General features: G+C 63.3%; 12 protein-coding genes. 5 read left to right on the top strand and 7 right to left on the bottom strand.

Annotation, left to right across the window (positions count from 1 at the left end; translation table 11 throughout):
• Window positions 1-7: 7 nt before the first annotated feature.
• From GOX01_RS00415 to GOX01_RS00405, 3 genes are read right to left on the bottom strand one after another with little or no spacing between them, the layout of a single operon-like run.
• On the bottom strand, window positions 8-1012 hold the full coding sequence (locus tag GOX01_RS00415) for an ABC transporter substrate-binding protein (protein ID WP_062269260.1): 1005 nt from the start codon (window positions 1010-1012) through the stop codon (window positions 8-10).
• Complete coding sequence (locus tag GOX01_RS00410; RefSeq protein WP_062269258.1) at window positions 1009-1791, bottom strand: ABC transporter ATP-binding protein; 783 nt, start codon at window positions 1789-1791, stop codon at window positions 1009-1011. Before GOX01_RS00410 ends, GOX01_RS00415 begins: the two co-directional genes overlap by 4 nt.
• Complete coding sequence (locus tag GOX01_RS00405; protein WP_011252160.1) at window positions 1788-2822, bottom strand: FecCD family ABC transporter permease; 1035 nt, start codon at window positions 2820-2822, stop codon at window positions 1788-1790. Before GOX01_RS00405 ends, GOX01_RS00410 begins: the two co-directional genes overlap by 4 nt.
• Window positions 2823-3296: 474 nt before the next feature.
• On the opposite strand from GOX01_RS00405, the gene GOX01_RS00400 reads away from it, so the two are divergent.
• The 4 genes from GOX01_RS00400 (at window position 3297) to GOX01_RS00385 (ending at window position 8230) form a co-directional block, all read left to right on the top strand.
• Window positions 3297-4631, top strand: a complete 1335-nt coding sequence (locus GOX01_RS00400; protein ID WP_024716853.1) for a cytochrome c — start codon at window positions 3297-3299, stop codon at window positions 4629-4631.
• Window positions 4632-4657: 26 nt separating this feature from the next.
• Window positions 4658-5134 carry a (2Fe-2S)-binding protein gene (locus tag GOX01_RS00395; protein WP_011252163.1) on the top strand — a complete coding sequence of 159 codons (477 nt, stop codon included), beginning with the start codon at window positions 4658-4660 and terminating at the stop codon, window positions 5132-5134.
• Entirely contained in the window at window positions 5127-7442 is a 2316-nt protein-coding gene (locus GOX01_RS00390; RefSeq protein ID WP_011252164.1) for a xanthine dehydrogenase family protein molybdopterin-binding subunit, read from the top strand. Before GOX01_RS00395 ends, GOX01_RS00390 begins: the two co-directional genes overlap by 8 nt.
• 194 nt (window positions 7443-7636) lie before the next feature.
• On the top strand, window positions 7637-8230 hold the full coding sequence (locus GOX01_RS00385; RefSeq protein WP_011252165.1) for a DUF4339 domain-containing protein: 594 nt from the start codon (window positions 7637-7639) through the stop codon (window positions 8228-8230).
• A 4-nt stretch (window positions 8231-8234) separates the two neighbouring features.
• Here the strand turns inward: GOX01_RS00385 and GOX01_RS00380 are convergent, their stop codons facing one another.
• On the bottom strand, window positions 8235-9275 hold the full coding sequence (locus GOX01_RS00380; RefSeq protein ID WP_011252166.1) for a glycosyltransferase: 1041 nt from the start codon (window positions 9273-9275) through the stop codon (window positions 8235-8237).
• Between the two features lie 50 nt (window positions 9276-9325).
• Window positions 9326-9862 (bottom strand): hypothetical protein, encoded by a 537-nt coding sequence (locus tag GOX01_RS00375; protein WP_024716855.1) that lies wholly within the window; start codon window positions 9860-9862, stop codon window positions 9326-9328.
• 165 nt (window positions 9863-10027) lie between these two features.
• Here GOX01_RS00375 and GOX01_RS00370 point away from each other — a divergent pair, with 165 nt between their 5' ends.
• Entirely contained in the window at window positions 10028-12742 is a 2715-nt protein-coding gene (locus GOX01_RS00370; RefSeq protein WP_011252168.1) for a M16 family metallopeptidase, read from the top strand.
• A 147-nt stretch (window positions 12743-12889) separates the two neighbouring features.
• On the opposite strand, the gene GOX01_RS00365 is transcribed toward GOX01_RS00370, so the two are convergent.
• Both GOX01_RS00365 and GOX01_RS00360 read right to left on the bottom strand, forming a co-directional pair.
• Window positions 12890-13930: a CgeB family protein gene (locus GOX01_RS00365; RefSeq protein WP_011252169.1), complete on the bottom strand. Its 1041-nt coding sequence runs from the start codon at window positions 13928-13930 to the stop codon at window positions 12890-12892.
• Window positions 13931-13978: 48 nt separating this feature from the next.
• Window positions 13979-16969, bottom strand: coding sequence for a glycosyltransferase (locus GOX01_RS00360; RefSeq protein WP_024716856.1), 2991 nt, complete (start codon window positions 16967-16969; stop codon window positions 13979-13981).
• Between the last annotated feature and the right edge of the window lie 6 nt (window positions 16970-16975).

Here is a 16975-nt window from a genome sequence, read left to right as displayed (position 1 = left end):
CGGAAGATCAGTGCGTATCGGTAGCGGGCGGCAGCGCATCGAGCATCCGCTGCGCGTCATCGGCCGAAAGCGCGATGCCATAGAAATCATGATAGAAAGACCGGATCGACCGGATCATCGCCGGGACATCCACCTGCCCGGTCTGGACGATCTGCCGGGCCCAGATCACCTGAAGCATCAGCTCCGGCCCATAGCGGTCCCAGGGGAAAAGACCCGTCGGATTGCGATAGACCCGCCCCGATTGCACGGCCTTGATCTTCGACCAGACGGGGTCCTTTTTCAGGGCTGCCGGATCACCCGCATTGGCAGCGACGATCAGAATATCCGGGTTCCAGGAGAGGACCTGCTCGATGGAAACAGGCTGCTTGTTGCCGTGGATCCCCTGCGCCGCATTCTGCCCGCCCGCACTGCGGATCCACTGGTCGATGATGCTGTCATCGCCATCCACCCGCAGTGGCTTGAGAGACTCCACATGCAGCACACGCGGCCCCTGCGGGTTGGTCGGGGCCTGCGAGACGACCTGAAGGAACACCGAACGGTAGGCCTGCGCCCGCTTGGCGGCCATCGGCGTCTGAAGCAGGGTCGCGGTCCCGTCCACGCAGTCGAGCATGGCATCGAACCGGTCGAACCCTTCGGGCGCCACATTCAGCCCCGCGCGTGTCAGGGCTTCGGCGGAATGGCCCGAGTTGGTGACGAACACCAGATCGGGATGCAGCGCCAGCAGTTCTTCCGCGTTCAGATTGCCCGGATCCAGCGTCTCCGCCTTTGCCAGTTCCGGCACCAGGCGGAACATCCAGGGCAGCATCGCCGGACGCGCCACGGTACCCACGATCCGGTCCTGCGCGCCCAGCATGATGAGCGTCGCATTATGCGCGTACCAGCCTTCAACGATCCGCTCGGGCGGGGCGGCATGCGCCACAGGCGCCGGCAGGGATATGGCCAGTGCCCCGCCCAGCAGGGCCGCCGGGAGTGTGAGGGCCGAAAACCGCTTCAAGAGTTGTGAGAGTGTCATTTCTCGTCCCTTCCATGATGGAAAAAGCGGTTTCCGGCATGGTCCGTCTGGGTCAGAGGCACACCGTAAAGCGCTGACATCCGTTGCGCCGTCACAACATCCTGTGGCGGCCCGTCCGCGTCAATCCGGCCGTGATCGAGGACCAGAACCCGGCTTGCGCGGACATACAGTTCTTCCGGCCGGTGCGAGGTGAGCATAACAAGCCGGCCTTCCCGCGCAAGATCCGCCAGCAGCGCCATCAGACGCAGCTGATACCCGTAATCCAGCCCGGTCATCGGCTCATCCAGCAGCAGGCCCTGCGCGTCCTGCGCAATGGCCCGCGCCAGCACGACCCGCTGACGCTCCCCGCCGGAAAGCTCCGTCACCGGACGATCCGCAAATCCCGACAGCCCCATCCGCTCCAGCGCGGCATCAACGGCCAGCCGGTCTTCCCAAGACAGCCGCCCCGTGAGCCCGGAATAAGGCACACGCCCCAGTTCCACCATCCGCCGCACCGTATAGGGAAAGGTCGCGACATGACTTTGCGGCACATAGGCCAGATGCCGCGCAATGGCGGAGGCCGACCACTCCCGCAGAGAGCGCCCTTCCAGAAAAACATCCCCGACCGAAGGCGTCAGAAACCCCATCAGCAGCCGCAGCAGCGTACTCTTGCCCGCCCCGTTCAGCCCCAGAAGCCCGACCAGCTCGCCCTTCTCCAGCGAGAGATCAATGCCCTCCAGCACGGGAACAGTCCCCCGCGGCTGACGAAATCCCAGGTTCCGGCACGACAGCAGCGTCATGCCACCCCACTCCGCAAACGCCGCAGCACCAGCACGAAGGCCAGCGCCCCGAAAAGCTGCGTGACGATCCCCAGCGGAACCTCTCCCGTCGTCAGACTGCGCGCGCAGGTATCGGCCAGCACCAGCCCGGCCGCCCCCAGAAGCGCCGTCACCGGCATCATGCTCCGATGTTCCGCCCCGGCCAGAAGCCGCGCGACATGCGGCACCAGCAGCCCGATCCAGCCAATGATCCCCGCCATCGAGATCGTCATGGCACAGGCCAGCGTTGCCAGAACGATCAGCGCCGGACGCATGACCCGCACCGACACGCCCAGACTGCGCGCCTCGTCGTCCCCGAGCGACAGCACGTCGAGCACAGGCGCGCACAGAACCAGCGCCACCGTCAGAACAATGAGCGGCCCCGACATCCAGGCCAGTTCCTGCCATCCGCTCGGTGCCAGACTGCCCAGAAGCCAGTTCACGATGGCCGGGAGCTGGTCCATTGGATCGGCAAGATATTTCACCAAAGACAGTAATGCCGTGAAAATCGCGTTCCCGATCAGGCCGCCCAGCAGCAGCGTCAGGATGCCCCCGCCCGGCAGCGTCCTGCTGATGAGGAGGCCGGTTCCGACCGCCAGCAGACCGCCGCCGAACGCGCCCATCTGCACCACGACCGCCGATCCGCCGCTGACGATACTCAGCGCCGCCCCAAACGCCGCCCCACTCAGAACCCCAAGCAGATCGGGCGAGACCAGCGGATTGCGGAACACCGCCTGATAGGTCGCGCCCCCGCAGGACAGCGCACTCCCGACCAGCAGCGCCGCCAGAATGCGCGGCAATCGCGCCTGCATGACGACAACCTGCGCCACGGGATCACTCGCGGAAGACAGATGCAGCAGAGACCCGAACACCCCCATCACGCGCAGTGGCGACAGCGGATACCGCCCCAGACAGAGCGCGCACACCACGCTCAGGATGACACAGGCCAAAGCGAGAGACCGGATCAGGGCAGGACGGGCGGAAATAACGCTTCCTCTCGGCAGAACGGCCAATCTGCCGCCGGGAAATCATAAGCCAAGCCTTCCCGCATCACCAGAACCCCACCGGGGGATAGACCAGGGCAGAAGTCAGGGGAGAAACCGGAGCCCGAACCGCCCTCGGAACGGCCTCTGGAAGTCCGTCAGAAGCATAGGAAGTTTTTGACACCCGGTGTCAAAATATTCATCGGGAGACATACTTGCCGCGAAAACAATGTAACAGATCCTCACGGCGATCCGTCAATATCCCTCCCCTATCCGCGCAGAGTCCACCTCATGGAATACTGCAATCAGGACCAAGAATATCCCGGATTAACGCTGAAACATCGCGAAATCTGTGTTATTTTCCTGACAAAGGCCGCATTTATTTCCCGAAACACCCGGTTTTGAGATAACGCAACCTTCCCTTTCACGGCTCCGTGCACTAGGTTGCACGGAACTGCCACCTTTTGTGGCAAATGATTTCAAACCTGCCGGGACAGTTTAAGCATGCTCAAACGGATAGCTGCCGCCGTCATTGGCCTTGGCGCAGTGGGAGGCATCGGCTTTCTTGCCTATGCTTGGTACCCCGCCATTGCCCCGATCCCGCGGCCAGCCGCATCGTCATTCTCCGCAGACGCCATCAGCCGTGGCGAAATCGTGGCGAATGGCGGCTACTGTGCGGAGTGTCATACCCGCGTGGATGGCAAACCCGGCCCCGAACTGGCCGGCGACTTCAAGATGGCCACACCCTTCGGTGACATCTTCTCGTCCAACATCACGCCTGATGAAGAATGGGGAATCGGCAACTGGTCGCTGGCCGCGTTCAAGCGCGCCATGAACAAGGGCATCGCCCGCGACGGCTCCCAGCTCTATCCGGCCTTCCCGTTCGACCATTTCACGAAGGTCAGCGATCAGGACGTCTCGGACCTGTACGCCTATCTGATGACGCGCCCTGCCGTGCATCTGAAGCCACGTGACAACACGGTCCCCTTCCCGATCAACATCCGTCTGATCGGACAGGGCTTCTGGAAACTGCTGTTCTTCACCCCGGGCCGCTACCAGAACGACCCGAAGCATGACGCACAGTGGAACCGCGGCGCCTATCTCGCCGAGGGCAACGAACACTGTGGCGCCTGCCATACGCCGCGTAACCTTCTCGGCGCCGAGAAGATGAGCAGCGTCTATGACGGTGCGGTCATCGACGGCTGGATCGCCCCGCCGCTGAACGACCACAACCCGACGCCCGTCGTCTGGACCGAAGACGAGCTGTTCCAGTATCTGCGCTTCGGCGTAGCCCCGCTGCACGGTTCCGCCGCAGGCCCGATGTCGCCTGTCCCGCACCGCTTCCTCTCCAAGATCCCCGAGGAAGACGTGCATGCGATCGCACATTATTATGCGGACGTGGACAAGGCCGCCCAGCGCAGTTCTGGCGATCAGGCCGCGATTACCCGCGCCATGCAGATGTCCGGCCGTGACCTGACGGGTCCGCAGCCGCTCGACGAAGACGCACGCCTGTATCAGGGAGCCTGTGGCGCCTGCCATTACAATTCCGGCCCGAACCCCGTTCTGGGACGCCCGGAACTGGCTCTGAACAACGCGCTGTGGCTGGATGAGCCGAACAACCTCTATCAGGTCATGCTGCACGGCATCACCGCGGAGGAAGGTCAGGACCACATCTCGATGCCGAGCTTCTATTCCGGCCTGTCCGATCATGACATGGCCCGCATCGCCGCGTATCTGCGTCGCACACGCACCACGCTGCCCCCCTGGACGGATCTGGAGAAGAAGGCCGCGAGCGCGCGCGCCACGCTCGAAGCTCCGCCCGTCAACGCTTCGCACTGATCCGGGCAGGACTGGGAAAACAGGACATGACCACGAAATTTGAACTCAACGGACAGCCCGTTACGGTCGACGCCCCGGCAGACACCCCCCTGCTGTGGGTCATCCGTGACGACCTGAACCTGACCGGCACCAAGTTCGGCTGCGGCATCGGCGAATGCGGTGCCTGCACCGTCCATGTGGGCGGCCGCGCCACGCGCTCCTGCATCACGCCGCTCTCCGCCGTCGAAGGCGCTTCGATCACCACGATCGAAGGCCTCGACCCGGCAGGAAACCACGTCGTGCAGGTCGCCTGGCGTGACCAGCAGGTGCCGCAGTGCGGCTACTGCCAGTCCGGCCAGATCATGCAGGCCGCAAGCCTCCTGAAGGACTATCCGAACCCGACGGACGACCAGATTGACGGCGTAATGGGCGGCAGCCTCTGCCGCTGCATGACCTATATCCGCATCCGCAAGGCCATCAAGGAAGCTGCCTCAAGGCAGCAGGAAGGCGCCAACAATGGCTAAAATCGAACAGATTGCGAAAAAGAGCGACGCCACGCGCCTCTCCCGCCGCAACTTCCTGATGACGGCGGCCGGCGCCGGGCTGATGTTCGGTTTCGCCCGCAAGGCCGGTGCTGCCACGACACTTCCGTCTGCCATGCCGCCGGAAGCCGCGTTCGAGCCCAATATCTGGTGCGCCATCGCTCCTGACGGGTCGATCAACGTCAACATCGTCCGCGCCGAAATGGGCCAGCATGTCGGCACCGCCCTCGCCCGCATCATCGCGGACGAAATGGACGCCGACTGGGACAAGATCAAGATCACGCAGGTCGACACCGCCCCGAAATGGGCCGGCAAGTACGTCACCGGCGGGTCCTGGTCCGTCTGGGACACCTGGGACACGTTCCGTCAGGCCGGTGCCGCCGCGCGTAGCGTGATGATCGAGGAAGGCGCGAAGCTCCTCGGTACCACGCCGGACCGCTGCACCGCGCATGAAAGCGTCGTCTCCGCTGGCAGCAAAAGCATTTCCTTCGGTGACATCGTCGCCCGCGCCAAGCCGACCCGGACCTTCACGCCGGAAGAGATGGCCAAACTGCCGCTCAAGCCGACGGGCAACCGCCGCCTCATCAGCAAGCAGGTCCCGGCCCTCGACATTCCGGACAAGACGACCGGCAAGGCCATCTACGGCATCGACGTCAAGCTCGACGGCATGGTCTATGGCCGCCCGAAAATGCCGCCGACCCGCTACGCCGCCAAGGTCATCTCCGTGGACGACAGTGCTGCGAAGAAGATCCCGGGCTATCTGCGCTATGTGGTTCTGGACGATCCCTCCGGCATCGTTCCGGGCTGGGTCGTGGCCCTCGCCAAGACCTATCCCGCTGCAATCCGCGCCGCCGACGCCCTGAAGGTTCAGTGGAATCCCGGCCCGACGATCAACGTCTCCGAAGCGGATATCATCGAGCACGGTCGCAAGCTGGCCGCCGACCCGAAGAACGGCACCCGCGTCTTCAATGACAAGGGCGTGGACGAAGCCCTGACCATCCATCCCGGTCAGGTCTTCGAGCGCAGCTATACCTGTGCCTCGGTCGCGCATTACCAGCTCGAGCCGGTGAACGCCGTAGCCCGCCACATTGACGGCATGTGGGAAATCCACACCGGCAACCAGTGGCAGTCCCTGATCCTGCCGCAGCTCGCCAAGTCGCTCCAGGTCCCTGAAGAGCAGGTCGTCATGCGCACCTACATGCTCGGCGGTGGCTTCGGACGTCGTCTGAACGGCGATTACTGCATCCCGGCGGCCCTTGCCTCCAAGGCCATTGGCGGCGCACCGGTCAAGCTGATCCTGACCCGCTCCGATGACATGGAGCTGGACTCCATCCGCTCGCCGTCCATCCAGACGATCAAGGTTGCACTCGACAACGACCGCAAGAAGATCGTGGGCATGGACTATGTCGCGGTTGCCGGCTGGCCGACGCAGGTCATGGCTCCGGCCTTCCTCGCCACCGGCGAAGACGGCAAGAAGTACGATCCGTTCGCCATCGCCGGCGCGGATCACTGGTACGAAACCGGCCCGACCCGCGTCCGCGCCATCAGCAACGATCTGGCCAACGCAACCTTCCGTCCCGGCTGGCTGCGCTCGGTCAGTGCCGGCTGGACGCCCTGGGCGCTGGAATGCTTCCTCGACGAACTGGCCCATTCCACCAAGCAGGACCCGCTGGCGTTCCGTCTGTCCATGTTCACGGCGCAGGGCCGTAACGCCGGTCAGGCTCCGAACTCCGTGGGTGGTGCCAAGCGTCAGGCCGCCGTGCTCCAGCGTCTGGCCGACAAGATCGGTTACGCCAACAAGCAGCTCCCGGCCGATACCGGTATCGGCATCGCCACCAGCTTCGGTCAGGAACGCGGCATGCCGACCTGGACGGCCGCTGCGGCGCAGATCCATGTCGACCGCAAGACGGGCGTCGTAACCTGCCAGAAGCTCTGGCTCGTCCTCGATGCCGGTACCATCGTCGATCCGGGTGGCGCACTCGCCCAGACCGAAGGTGCGGCACTGTGGGGCTTCAGCATGGCGCTGTTCGAGGGCACCGAGATCGTCAACGGCACGATCAAGGACCGCAACCTCAACACCTACACGCCGCTGCGCATCCCTGATGTACCGGACATCGACATTGAGTTCATCCAGAACACCGAAAAGCCCACTGGTCTTGGTGAGCCGGGTGTCACGGTCGTCGCTCCCGCCATCGGCAACGCGATCTTCAATGCCGTAGGTATCCGCCTGCGTCACATGCCGATGCGCCCGGCCGATGTGCGCCGCGAGCTGCAGCAGCATACGAGCTGATCCAGCCCGCACATCACGACAAAGGCCGCAGTCCCCCCGGACCTGCGGCCTTTTTCATACGTGGCGACAGGGCCACATCCCACAATCCGGACGGGATAGGTCTTGCCAAATACCCCAAAAGTCGTGAGAGACTGAGCCGTTCAGGAACCAGCAGGAGCCGGAACGACGATGCGCCGCCGGAAAAAGGACAAACTGTGAGCTGGTTTTACGAAGAACATGGCACCCGCAAGGGGCCGGTGTCCGCCGACGGGATGAAAGCCCTCGTCACGGAAGGGATCATCGGACATTCCACCCTGTGCTGGACCGAAAGCTTCGGCGGTGAATGGCATCCGGCTGGAAGCTGCGTGTTCTGGCCGCCCCAGCCCGAAGGCGTTCCCCCGGCTCTTCCCGCAAGCCTGATCTCCAACCGCTGGCTGTGGCTCAGCCTGATCGGCCCGTTCTTCGGCAGCATGGCGATCGGAATCCTGGAAGGATTCGGCCTCATTCCGGAGTTCGCGAGCAATATCGGCACCATGGTCGTCAGTGTCGGGATTTTCTACTGCGCGCTGATCATGGACCGCCGCAGCCTGCTGGCAGCGGGCTTCCGTCCTGGTACGATCCTGTGGATCCTCCTGCCCCCGCTCTATTTCTGGCGCCGCATCCAGATCGTGGGGCACGGCATGCTGCTCTTTTTCCTGTCGGTGCTGGTGTTCCTGTGCGAGTTCATCCCCGCGATCACCAATGGCTGGCACATCATGCCGGACGAAGGCCTCTCCAGCTACGTCTCCCGCCGCTACTACGAGCTGTAAGCCCTCAGCAGTACCGGCGGTAAAACGCTTCGACCCTGCTGGCCGCCGCCCCGATCCTGTAGCGCGACATGTCCCACTGGCGCGGCGCGGCACTTTCCAGACGCCGCAGCCCTTCCGTCAAAGCCTCCAGACTGTCCGGCGCCACCAGGCAGTCCGGCGCATCGGCCAGAATATCCTTCACGCCACCAGCCGCCGTAGCGCAGACCGGCAGGCCGGCTTCCATGGCCTCCAGCAGCACCAGCCCGAACGGCTCATGACGTGAGGGCACGATAAACGCATCGAACGCCGCCAGAAGATCGGGCATGTCCGTGCGATATCCGGTGAAGATGATGTCCGGCCGCCCCTGTGCCGCCTGTTGCAGCGCATCGCGCTCCGGCCCGTCGCCCATCATAACGAGACGGGTCCCGGGCTTCAGCTCCGCCTGCTTCCAGGCCTGGATCAGAAGCCCGAAATTCTTTTCCTCAACCATCCGTCCCGCAGCGCCTATCACGACGCCCCCGTCCGGAATCCTCCACTCCCGCCGCATCCGCTCCCGCAGAGCCGCGCGCGCTTCGCAGGTTGATGCTGGAGGAACCGTCCAGTTGGGGATCAGCGCGGAAGCGTCACGCTGTTTTTCCGGCAGGGCCTCCTGCTGCCAGGACGCGATGCAGACCAGCCCGTCATGCGCACCATAACTGCGGCCGCGATAGGAGGTGTGCAGCGTGGCCACCACCGGAACCGACCCCGCCAGCCCGGCCCGGCGCAGCCAGCTCACGCGGGCGGAGGCACGGCCAAGATGGGTATGGACGATATCATGACGGCCGCTGCGCAGTTCGGAGGCCAGTGCGGGAAGATAGCCCGCCCTCCCGGCCCGCACGACCTTCACTTCGGGACAGAGAAACCCGCTGATGTCCCCGCCCGTCAGCGGATCGACCGTATTGCGGTCCAGCAGGAGCGTAACGTCATGACTCTGTGCCTGAATGGCGGAGAGTTCCGCAAGATGACGCTCCGTCCCCGCGAATTCCCGGGTCGAGAGGCAGTGCAGAATTCTCAGTCGGGAAGTCACGCGCTTTTTCCTTGATGGGCGTGGGAGGAGCGTGGCGGGAAAACCGGGCGTCAGGAGTTGATCCGGCCCCCGGCTCTCCAGACACCCTCGATGATCGGGCCGCTGCGGGTGGACATGCGCTGATACGGCGGCCGCGGCTGGCACGCCACGAGATAGAGACCCACCGTGAACAGAAGCTGGGAAATCGTGGTCATCTGGGTCAGAAGCCAGATGAAGCCCGGCGCTCCCATGCCCCGGAACAGCTGGTAGACCAGAAACGCCAGAGACAGCAGGCGCATGGCCCGCAGCAGCGGTCGCAGCGGATTGAGCATCCCGGGACGAACGAGCGGCGCCGAACGTTTCATGCCGAGGAAGAACGCCAGACTGATGCACCAGATCAGCGCGCTGTCGATCATGTTGGCCAGGCTGGCCCCGAACAGCAGCATCGGCAGCACGAGGGAGAGCCCGTCCAGCATCAGCGCACCGAGCTGACAGCTCAGGCCAAGCTGCAGCGCCGTCAGGCGCCCGGGAAGGCGATCCGCCACAGGCTGGAACAGCCGGTCGAGCAGCCAGTCATCCACATGGGCAATGCGTTCAGGTAAAGTCATCACAGACACTTTATCCGGCCGGACGCCCCCCTGCATATAATTTTTTCTTCATCCGACGGTCAGATACAGCCCGGCCAACGCATGCTACACATGCTGGACAGGGACCGGCACAACCGGTTTACTCTTTTGTGAAGATACGTTTCTCCTCTGGAAAGTTCTGAACACATGTCCGCACTCTCCCGTCTGTCCCGCCTGTCACTGCTGGCAGCCACCATGCTGGCGCCTCCGGTCCTTGCGGGAGCCCAGGCCGCACCGGCCACGGCCCCCACGACGAACGCGGCAGCAACGAGTGCCGCCCCCGCGACGGTCACGCGGGCGACCCTCTCCAACGGCCTGCGGGTCATCGTGGTGCGCGATACCCTCGCCCCGGTGGTGCAGACGATGCTGAACTATGAGACGGGCTCGGTGAACGCACCGAAAGGCTTTCCGGGTACGGCCCACGCCCTTGAGCACATGATGTTCAACGGCTCACAGACCCTCTCGCGCGACCAGCTCTCCACCATCAGCGCGCAGCTCGGCAACAACGACAACGCCGACACCACATCCGACGTCACACAGTATTACTTCAAGGCCCCCACCAGCGACCTCGACGTCCTGCTGCGGATCGAGGCCGGACGTATGCGCGGCCTGAACATCACCGAAGCCGAATGGGCGCATGAGAAAGGCGCGATCGAGCAGGAAGTCTCACGCGACCTCTCCAGCCCGATCTATCGCTATCTCTCGCAGATCCGCGCCGCCCTCTATGCCGGCACGCCTTACGAGCAGGATGCCCTCGGCACCCGCCCGTCCTTCGATGCCACAACCGCGCCCCTGCTGAGGAAGTTCTATGATTCCTGGTACGCGCCCAACAACGCCGTGCTGGTCATCACCGGCGATGTGGACCCGCAGGACACGCTGAAGAAGGTTCAGGCCGCTTTCGGCAACATCCCCGCCTCCACGCTGCCCGAGCGCGGCACTGTTTCCCCCACCCCGGCCAAGGCGCAGAGCATCGCGCTCGACACAGATCTGCCGATCGGCCTCGTGACCATGGCATGGCGCATGCCCGGCCAGCGTGACCCCGACTACGCCGCAACCACCCTGCTCGCCGACGCCATCAGCAGCCAGCGCGCCGCCCTGTTCGACCTCGTCCCATCCGGCAAGGCGCTCGATACCGGCTTCATGTATGACCCCGAGGCGCAGGCCGGTCTGGGCGTCGTCTATGCCGGCTTCCCCAAGGGTGCCAACCCGGACGCCCTGCGGACCAGCGTCGCCACCATCATGGAGAATTTCCGCACCCACGGCATTCCGGCCGAGCTGATCGAAGCCGCCCGCCGCAAGGAAATCGCCTCGCTCGAGTTCAACGCCAACAGCATTTCCGGCCTTGCGGAAAGCTGGTCGCAGGCCGTCGCCATCCAGCACCTGAACGACCCGCAGGACATGCTCGCCGCCTTCCGCAACGTCACCAAGGATCAGGTTGACGCTCTGGCCAAGACGCTGCTCGACCCCGCCCATGCCATCACCGCGACCCTGACGCCGAGCCCCTCGGGCAAGCCGGTCGGCCAGAAAGGCTTTGGCGGCGCGGAATCCTTCAACACGCCGCCTTCCGGCAAGGTCGCCCTGCCCGACTGGGCACAGCAGGCCCTCGCCCGCCTGACCATCCCGGCCGCAGCCCCCTTACCCGCCGCCTATACGCTGTCGAATGGGCTGCATCTTCTCGTCCAGCCCGAACATGTCAGCCATACGATCGAACTGGTCGGCCGTATCCGCCAGAATGCAGACCTTGAACAGCCTGCCGGTCAGGAAGGCGTGGCAGAGATCACCGAGCAGATGTTCCTCTACGGCAGCAAGACGCATGACCGTCTGGCCCTCGCCCGCGCCCTCGACGACCTCTCGGCGGACGAAGACGCCGGACCATCCTTCTCGCTCAGCACCCTGACGCCGAACTTTGAGAAGGGCCTCGCCCTGCTGGCCGATCACGAGCTGAACCCGGCCTTTCCGGAAAAGGCATTCCGCGTCACCCAAATGCAGGCCGCACAGGCCCAAGCCGGCGAACTCCAGTCCCCGGGCTACCGCTTCGGCCGCGCCGCCCGCAAGGCTCTGGTCCCACCGCAGGATCCCACCCTGCGTGAAGCCACCCCTGCCACGATCGGCAAGCTGACCCTCGCCGACGTGCAGACCTATTACGCCCATGCCTACCGCCCGGACCTGACCACCATCGTCATCGTCGGCGACATCACCCCCGAGGCTGCGAAGGCAGATGTCGAAAAGGCTTTTGGCGCCTGGAAGGCCGTGGGACCGAAGCCCGTCGTCGATCTGCCCGACATCCCTCTGAGCCGCGCCTCGCAGGCCGTTGTCGCGGATCCGGGCCGCTCGCAGGATGAGGTCAAGCTCGTCGAAACCATCGGCATGAAGGTCACCGACCCCGACCGCCATGCTCTCGCCGTCGGCAACACGATCCTCGGAGATGGCTTCTCCTCACGCCTGATGCAGGACCTGCGCGTGAAGACGGGCTATGTCTATGGCGCCGGAAGCGGCTTCACCTATTCCCGCACCCGCAGCGGCTTCGGCATCACCTTCGGCGCCGATCCGGACAAGGTGGGCAAGGCCCGTGCCCTCGCCGTCAAGGATGTCGAGGACATGCGCAACACCCCCGTCTCGCAGGAGAGCCTCGATCTCGCCAAGGCGTCACTCCTGCGCAGCCAGCCCATGTCCCGCGCCAGCTTCAGCGCCTTGGCCGGAAGCTACCTGTCCCTGATCGCCCTGGACCTGCCGCTCGACAGCCCGGCCAAGGCCGCTCAGGCGATCTACGACATGAAGCCCGAACAGGTGCAGGCCGCCTTCCGCAAATGGGTCCGCCCCACCGATCTCGCCCAGATCGTCATGGGCCCGCAGCCGAACTGATCTGACCCTGAACAACACGAAAAAGGCCGCGGACATTCCGCGGCCTTTTTTTATGCCCAACACCTGAACCCCGGACACAAAAAAAGCCGGAGACACGCTCCGGCTTTTCTCATTCAGGCAGGAAAGAGCGTCAGGTCAGACCGGCCCTCAGCCGATCAGCCCCTCATCCTTGAGCACGCGGAGCGCATACTGGATGCGATGCTTGTACAGATGCTCGGCCTGCGTCCGCGCCTGGGCCTTGCGGGCCATCTTCACGCGCAGATCGTTGTTGTCGATATACGTCGTCACCAGCCGCTCGAAATCCACGCGGTTGGAGAACACCGGGATCTCGTCCGCGGAATAATAGCGGCGGATTTCATGCGTATCCTCGTGGAACACCTGGAACGCCCCGGCCAGAGCAGCCTCGAATGTCCGCGGTCCCGGCGTGGACGGCGCAATCACGAAGCGCTTGTTCTCGAAGCTCAGCGAGCGACCAAGATTCAGCACCAGTTTGGAGCGGCGATAAAGCTCCACAAGCTGGGACTTCTCGATCCGCGCATCGGAAAACCCGATCCCCAGTTCGCCCCAGCCCGGACCAACGATCTTGATGTTCAGGTCCCGCAGAACAGGCAGCAGGTTGCGGACGATGTCCTTGCGGTTCGTGAACGCCACGCCGCAGAACAGGACGTCAATCGTCTTCTGGGAATCCGCTTCGATCTCGCCGTAATGCAGCTTCGGGCTTGCCGCCAGCGGCAGATGGAAGACCCGCTCACGCTGATAGAAATTATGCCCCCAGCGGTCGCAGGAGAAGATCACGTCGAAATCATCGGCGATGCGATAGTTTGCATCCTGCTCGTAGGGATCTTCCGTCGCCCAGAACACCGTCACCGCGCCGATCTTCTTCGCCTCGCGGCAGACTTCGCCGAAATACGTGCTTTCCGGAAGATAGGAGCCGATGGCGAACACAATCGTCGGCTTCAGTATCCGGATCGAACTGGCCGCAGCCGAGATATGAACCGCAGTGACATTATCCTCGCCAAAACAGTCCGCCCATCCATCCATGATGGACTCGCGGATCTGCGCATTGGCCTGGCTTTCATACCGGCCCCCGCTGCAGACAAGAACACGCCCGGTCAGGCCACTCATTCCGCTGGCCGTCCCGCTGCTGGCGCTTCCGGCTTCCACGATCGTTTCATTCACTGCGTCCATAACCTTCCCTGCTCTCCCAAACTTTTCAAACCGGAGTTCCCCGGCACGTCATGCAATGCAGCCCTGAACAATCCCTGACAGCGCCTGCCGGAAATGGACCGGAGAACAGTCCCGCTCGACAGCCGCGAGCGCGCCAGCCCTCAGAGTCTCCCACAGTTCCGCGTCCTGATAAAGCCGCTCCACAGCAGCCGCGAACGCCTCGGGATCATCCGATGGAGCCGCCAGGATCTCCGCACCATCCGTCCAGCCGACTTCTTCCTGAAGCAGCGTCGTCACGACCTGCGGCAGGCCATAGGACGCCGCTTCATGGACCTTGAACGGTATCCCGCCCGCAAACCGCGTCGGCGCGACGAATACCCGGTGCCGGTCGAACAGTTCCCGCGGATCCCCCACAGGCCCCACGATTTCCACCCGGCTGTTCGTCGAAAAAACCGTCATATCCACATCCGGCCCCACATAACCGGCGATCGTGAAATGGACATCCGGCGGCAGAACCCTGTCGAGGATCGGCAGCACACTATCCACAAACCAGACAAGACTGTCGTGGTTGGGCGTGCCCTCATCATGGATCGCGCCGAAAAAGAGGATGCTGTGCCGGGTCTCGAACGGTGCGGGCGTCGGCTGGAGCTGCAGTTCATGCCCGAGCACCGAGACATTCTCATAGCCCGCACGACGCACCAGATCCGCGTCATGGGACGTCACTGCGATGATCTGCTGGCAGAACCGGGCACAGTCCAGTTCCTGCTGAAGCATATCATCGAAGCTGATATCCGGCTCCGGAAGGTCCAGAACGCGGATGCGCTCCAGCGTGCGGGGCGTGGCGATCACTTCCGTGTCCAGGATCGGACCGGCGGAAGGCAGATAGCGGCTCGATTCATTGAGCAGGGGCAGGAGACGCGCCAGATTATGCGTGCGGCCGATCCAAACCAGATCGTAATATCCGACCCGCTCCTGAATGAAGTCGGCGAAACTGGACAGATCCCGATCCACGATCAGTTCCACTGTCTCCGGAAAGTCCCCGAACAGGTCAATGGCCGTCTGATCCCTGGGCAGCACTGGGAAAACCGTGACCTGATATCCCAGCGCCGTCATCTCATGAATGATGTCATTCGAGCGGACATAGCCGGACCCCAGACGCCGCAGAGGCAGACGGTCCTCGATGAAGAGAATCCGTTTGCGCTGGCTGACCCGGTGTTCGCGCGCCAGAACGGCGTTGCGGATATGGGCCGGCTGCTGATGACGCAGGAAATCCTGCTGCAGACGGGAAAATGTCTTGAGATTGCCCCGGATCAGGGCATGGGACCCGACTGCACCGGAGCTTCCGAACTCCAGATGTTCGATGACCACGTCCGGGTCATAGACAATGCGCATTCCCGCCTTGAGAATCCGCACGCACAGATCGGCATCTTCGAAATAGGCCGGCGTGTAGCGTGGATCATACCCACCCAGACGACGCAGCAATGTCGTGCGGACCATCAGGAAAGCGGCCGAACAGTAATCGACGTCCCGGACGAAATTGGCCGTCGTCAGGTTCGGATCATCCTCGCGCAGATAGCCGTAAGTCGCGCCATCCCGCCAGATGATCGATCCGGCTTCCTGCAGGCGCATGTTCGTGCGGATCAGCTTGCCGCCCACCGCACCGATCGCGGCCTCGGAGCGCAGACGCTTCAGCGCATTGACGATGGCATCGGGATACAGGCGGATATCGTTGTTCAGATACAGGACAAACGGGGCTTCCGCTTTTTCCAGCGCAAGATTGCAGCCCAGGAGATAGCCGATATTGTAGCGGTACCGCAGAATCGTGGCGCCCCGCACCATCCGCCCGATATGGCGGGTCTGATCATGCGAACCCGAGTCCACAAGTATGAGCTGGATGGCTCCGGCATAATTGGCCCGAAGCGAAGCCAGGGCCTGCGCCGTCAGGGCAACCCGGTCATAGACGACCATGAGAACGCTGATTTCAGGAACGCCGTGAACCGTGAAATCCAGCGGATGCCGGACCAGAGACGGCAGGATGGCTTCGGCTTCACGTTCAAACAGAAGTCTGGACTGTTCCTCGGGAATCTCTGGCACGGCCGCAAGCGCCGCCATCCGCCCCTCACCCAGCCCCGTCCGGCCGGCGACGAGATGGGCGAACGCACTGTCATACAGGCGATTGCGCACGTCATTGCGGACCTGTGCCTGCGCCATGTGAGCGGCGAGGTCCACGTTTTCCTGCGGCGTACGTCCTTCCTGCGCGCCGTAACGGACAAAATGATCGTAGCCGTTACGGAAATATCCATGCTCCAGCGACGGCACCATATCCGGATGGGCCTGCCGGTAGAACTCTTCGGAAAAGAATTCCTGCGGATCGAAAAGACGCGGGGTCTCGTTGGTCAGGTAATGATGCAGGGCACTCGAATAGTGGCCTGCTGCAATTTCCTGCCGGACCTCGGGATAGCGCGTCAGATACCAGACCGGATCGAAATACCACGAGACACGCCCGGCATCGGCAACATGGGCCGGCAGTCCAAGCCATGACCCGAAGAGCCCGATCCGGCTGTCGAAACAGTCCGGAAAGGTCAGGGCGAGCTCACGGCAAAGTTCATCATCGAAGAAATGATGCCCCCGGTAATAATGGCTCTCTCCGATTTCGAGATAATGATCGTAACCGTTACGGAAGCCGTTCTCGCTCAGAAAACGCTGCGTCAGTTCGGGATAACGGCGCCGATAGCCCGGCTCGTCAAACAGCCAGTGCGGCGAATGGGTCTTGTATCCGGTTGCGGTATAATGTTCGAAACCCGACGCCCATTCTTCCCGGATCAGCCCCTGACGCACATCCTTGTGCGCGTCGCGATACCAGATCTCATCGAAATACCGATTCGGAGAATGCCCGTAGCGCTGGCCCGTCTGCAGATAGAACGCATACGGATCGTCCTGCCCTTCTTCCCGCATCCAGTCCCGCACCTCGGGATAGCGCAGCAGATACCACTGCGTATCAAAGCGGGACCACCGGGGTTCCCGCGTCTCGGATAACGGGGCTGAAACGGTTTCGGACATCAGGGC

The organism is Gluconobacter oxydans, from assembly GCF_006539685.1.
Taxonomy (GTDB): Bacteria; Pseudomonadota; Alphaproteobacteria; order Acetobacterales; family Acetobacteraceae; genus Gluconobacter; species Gluconobacter oxydans.
Note: the sequence above shows the minus strand (reverse complement) of the source record. Positions and strands in the feature narration are given on the sequence as shown.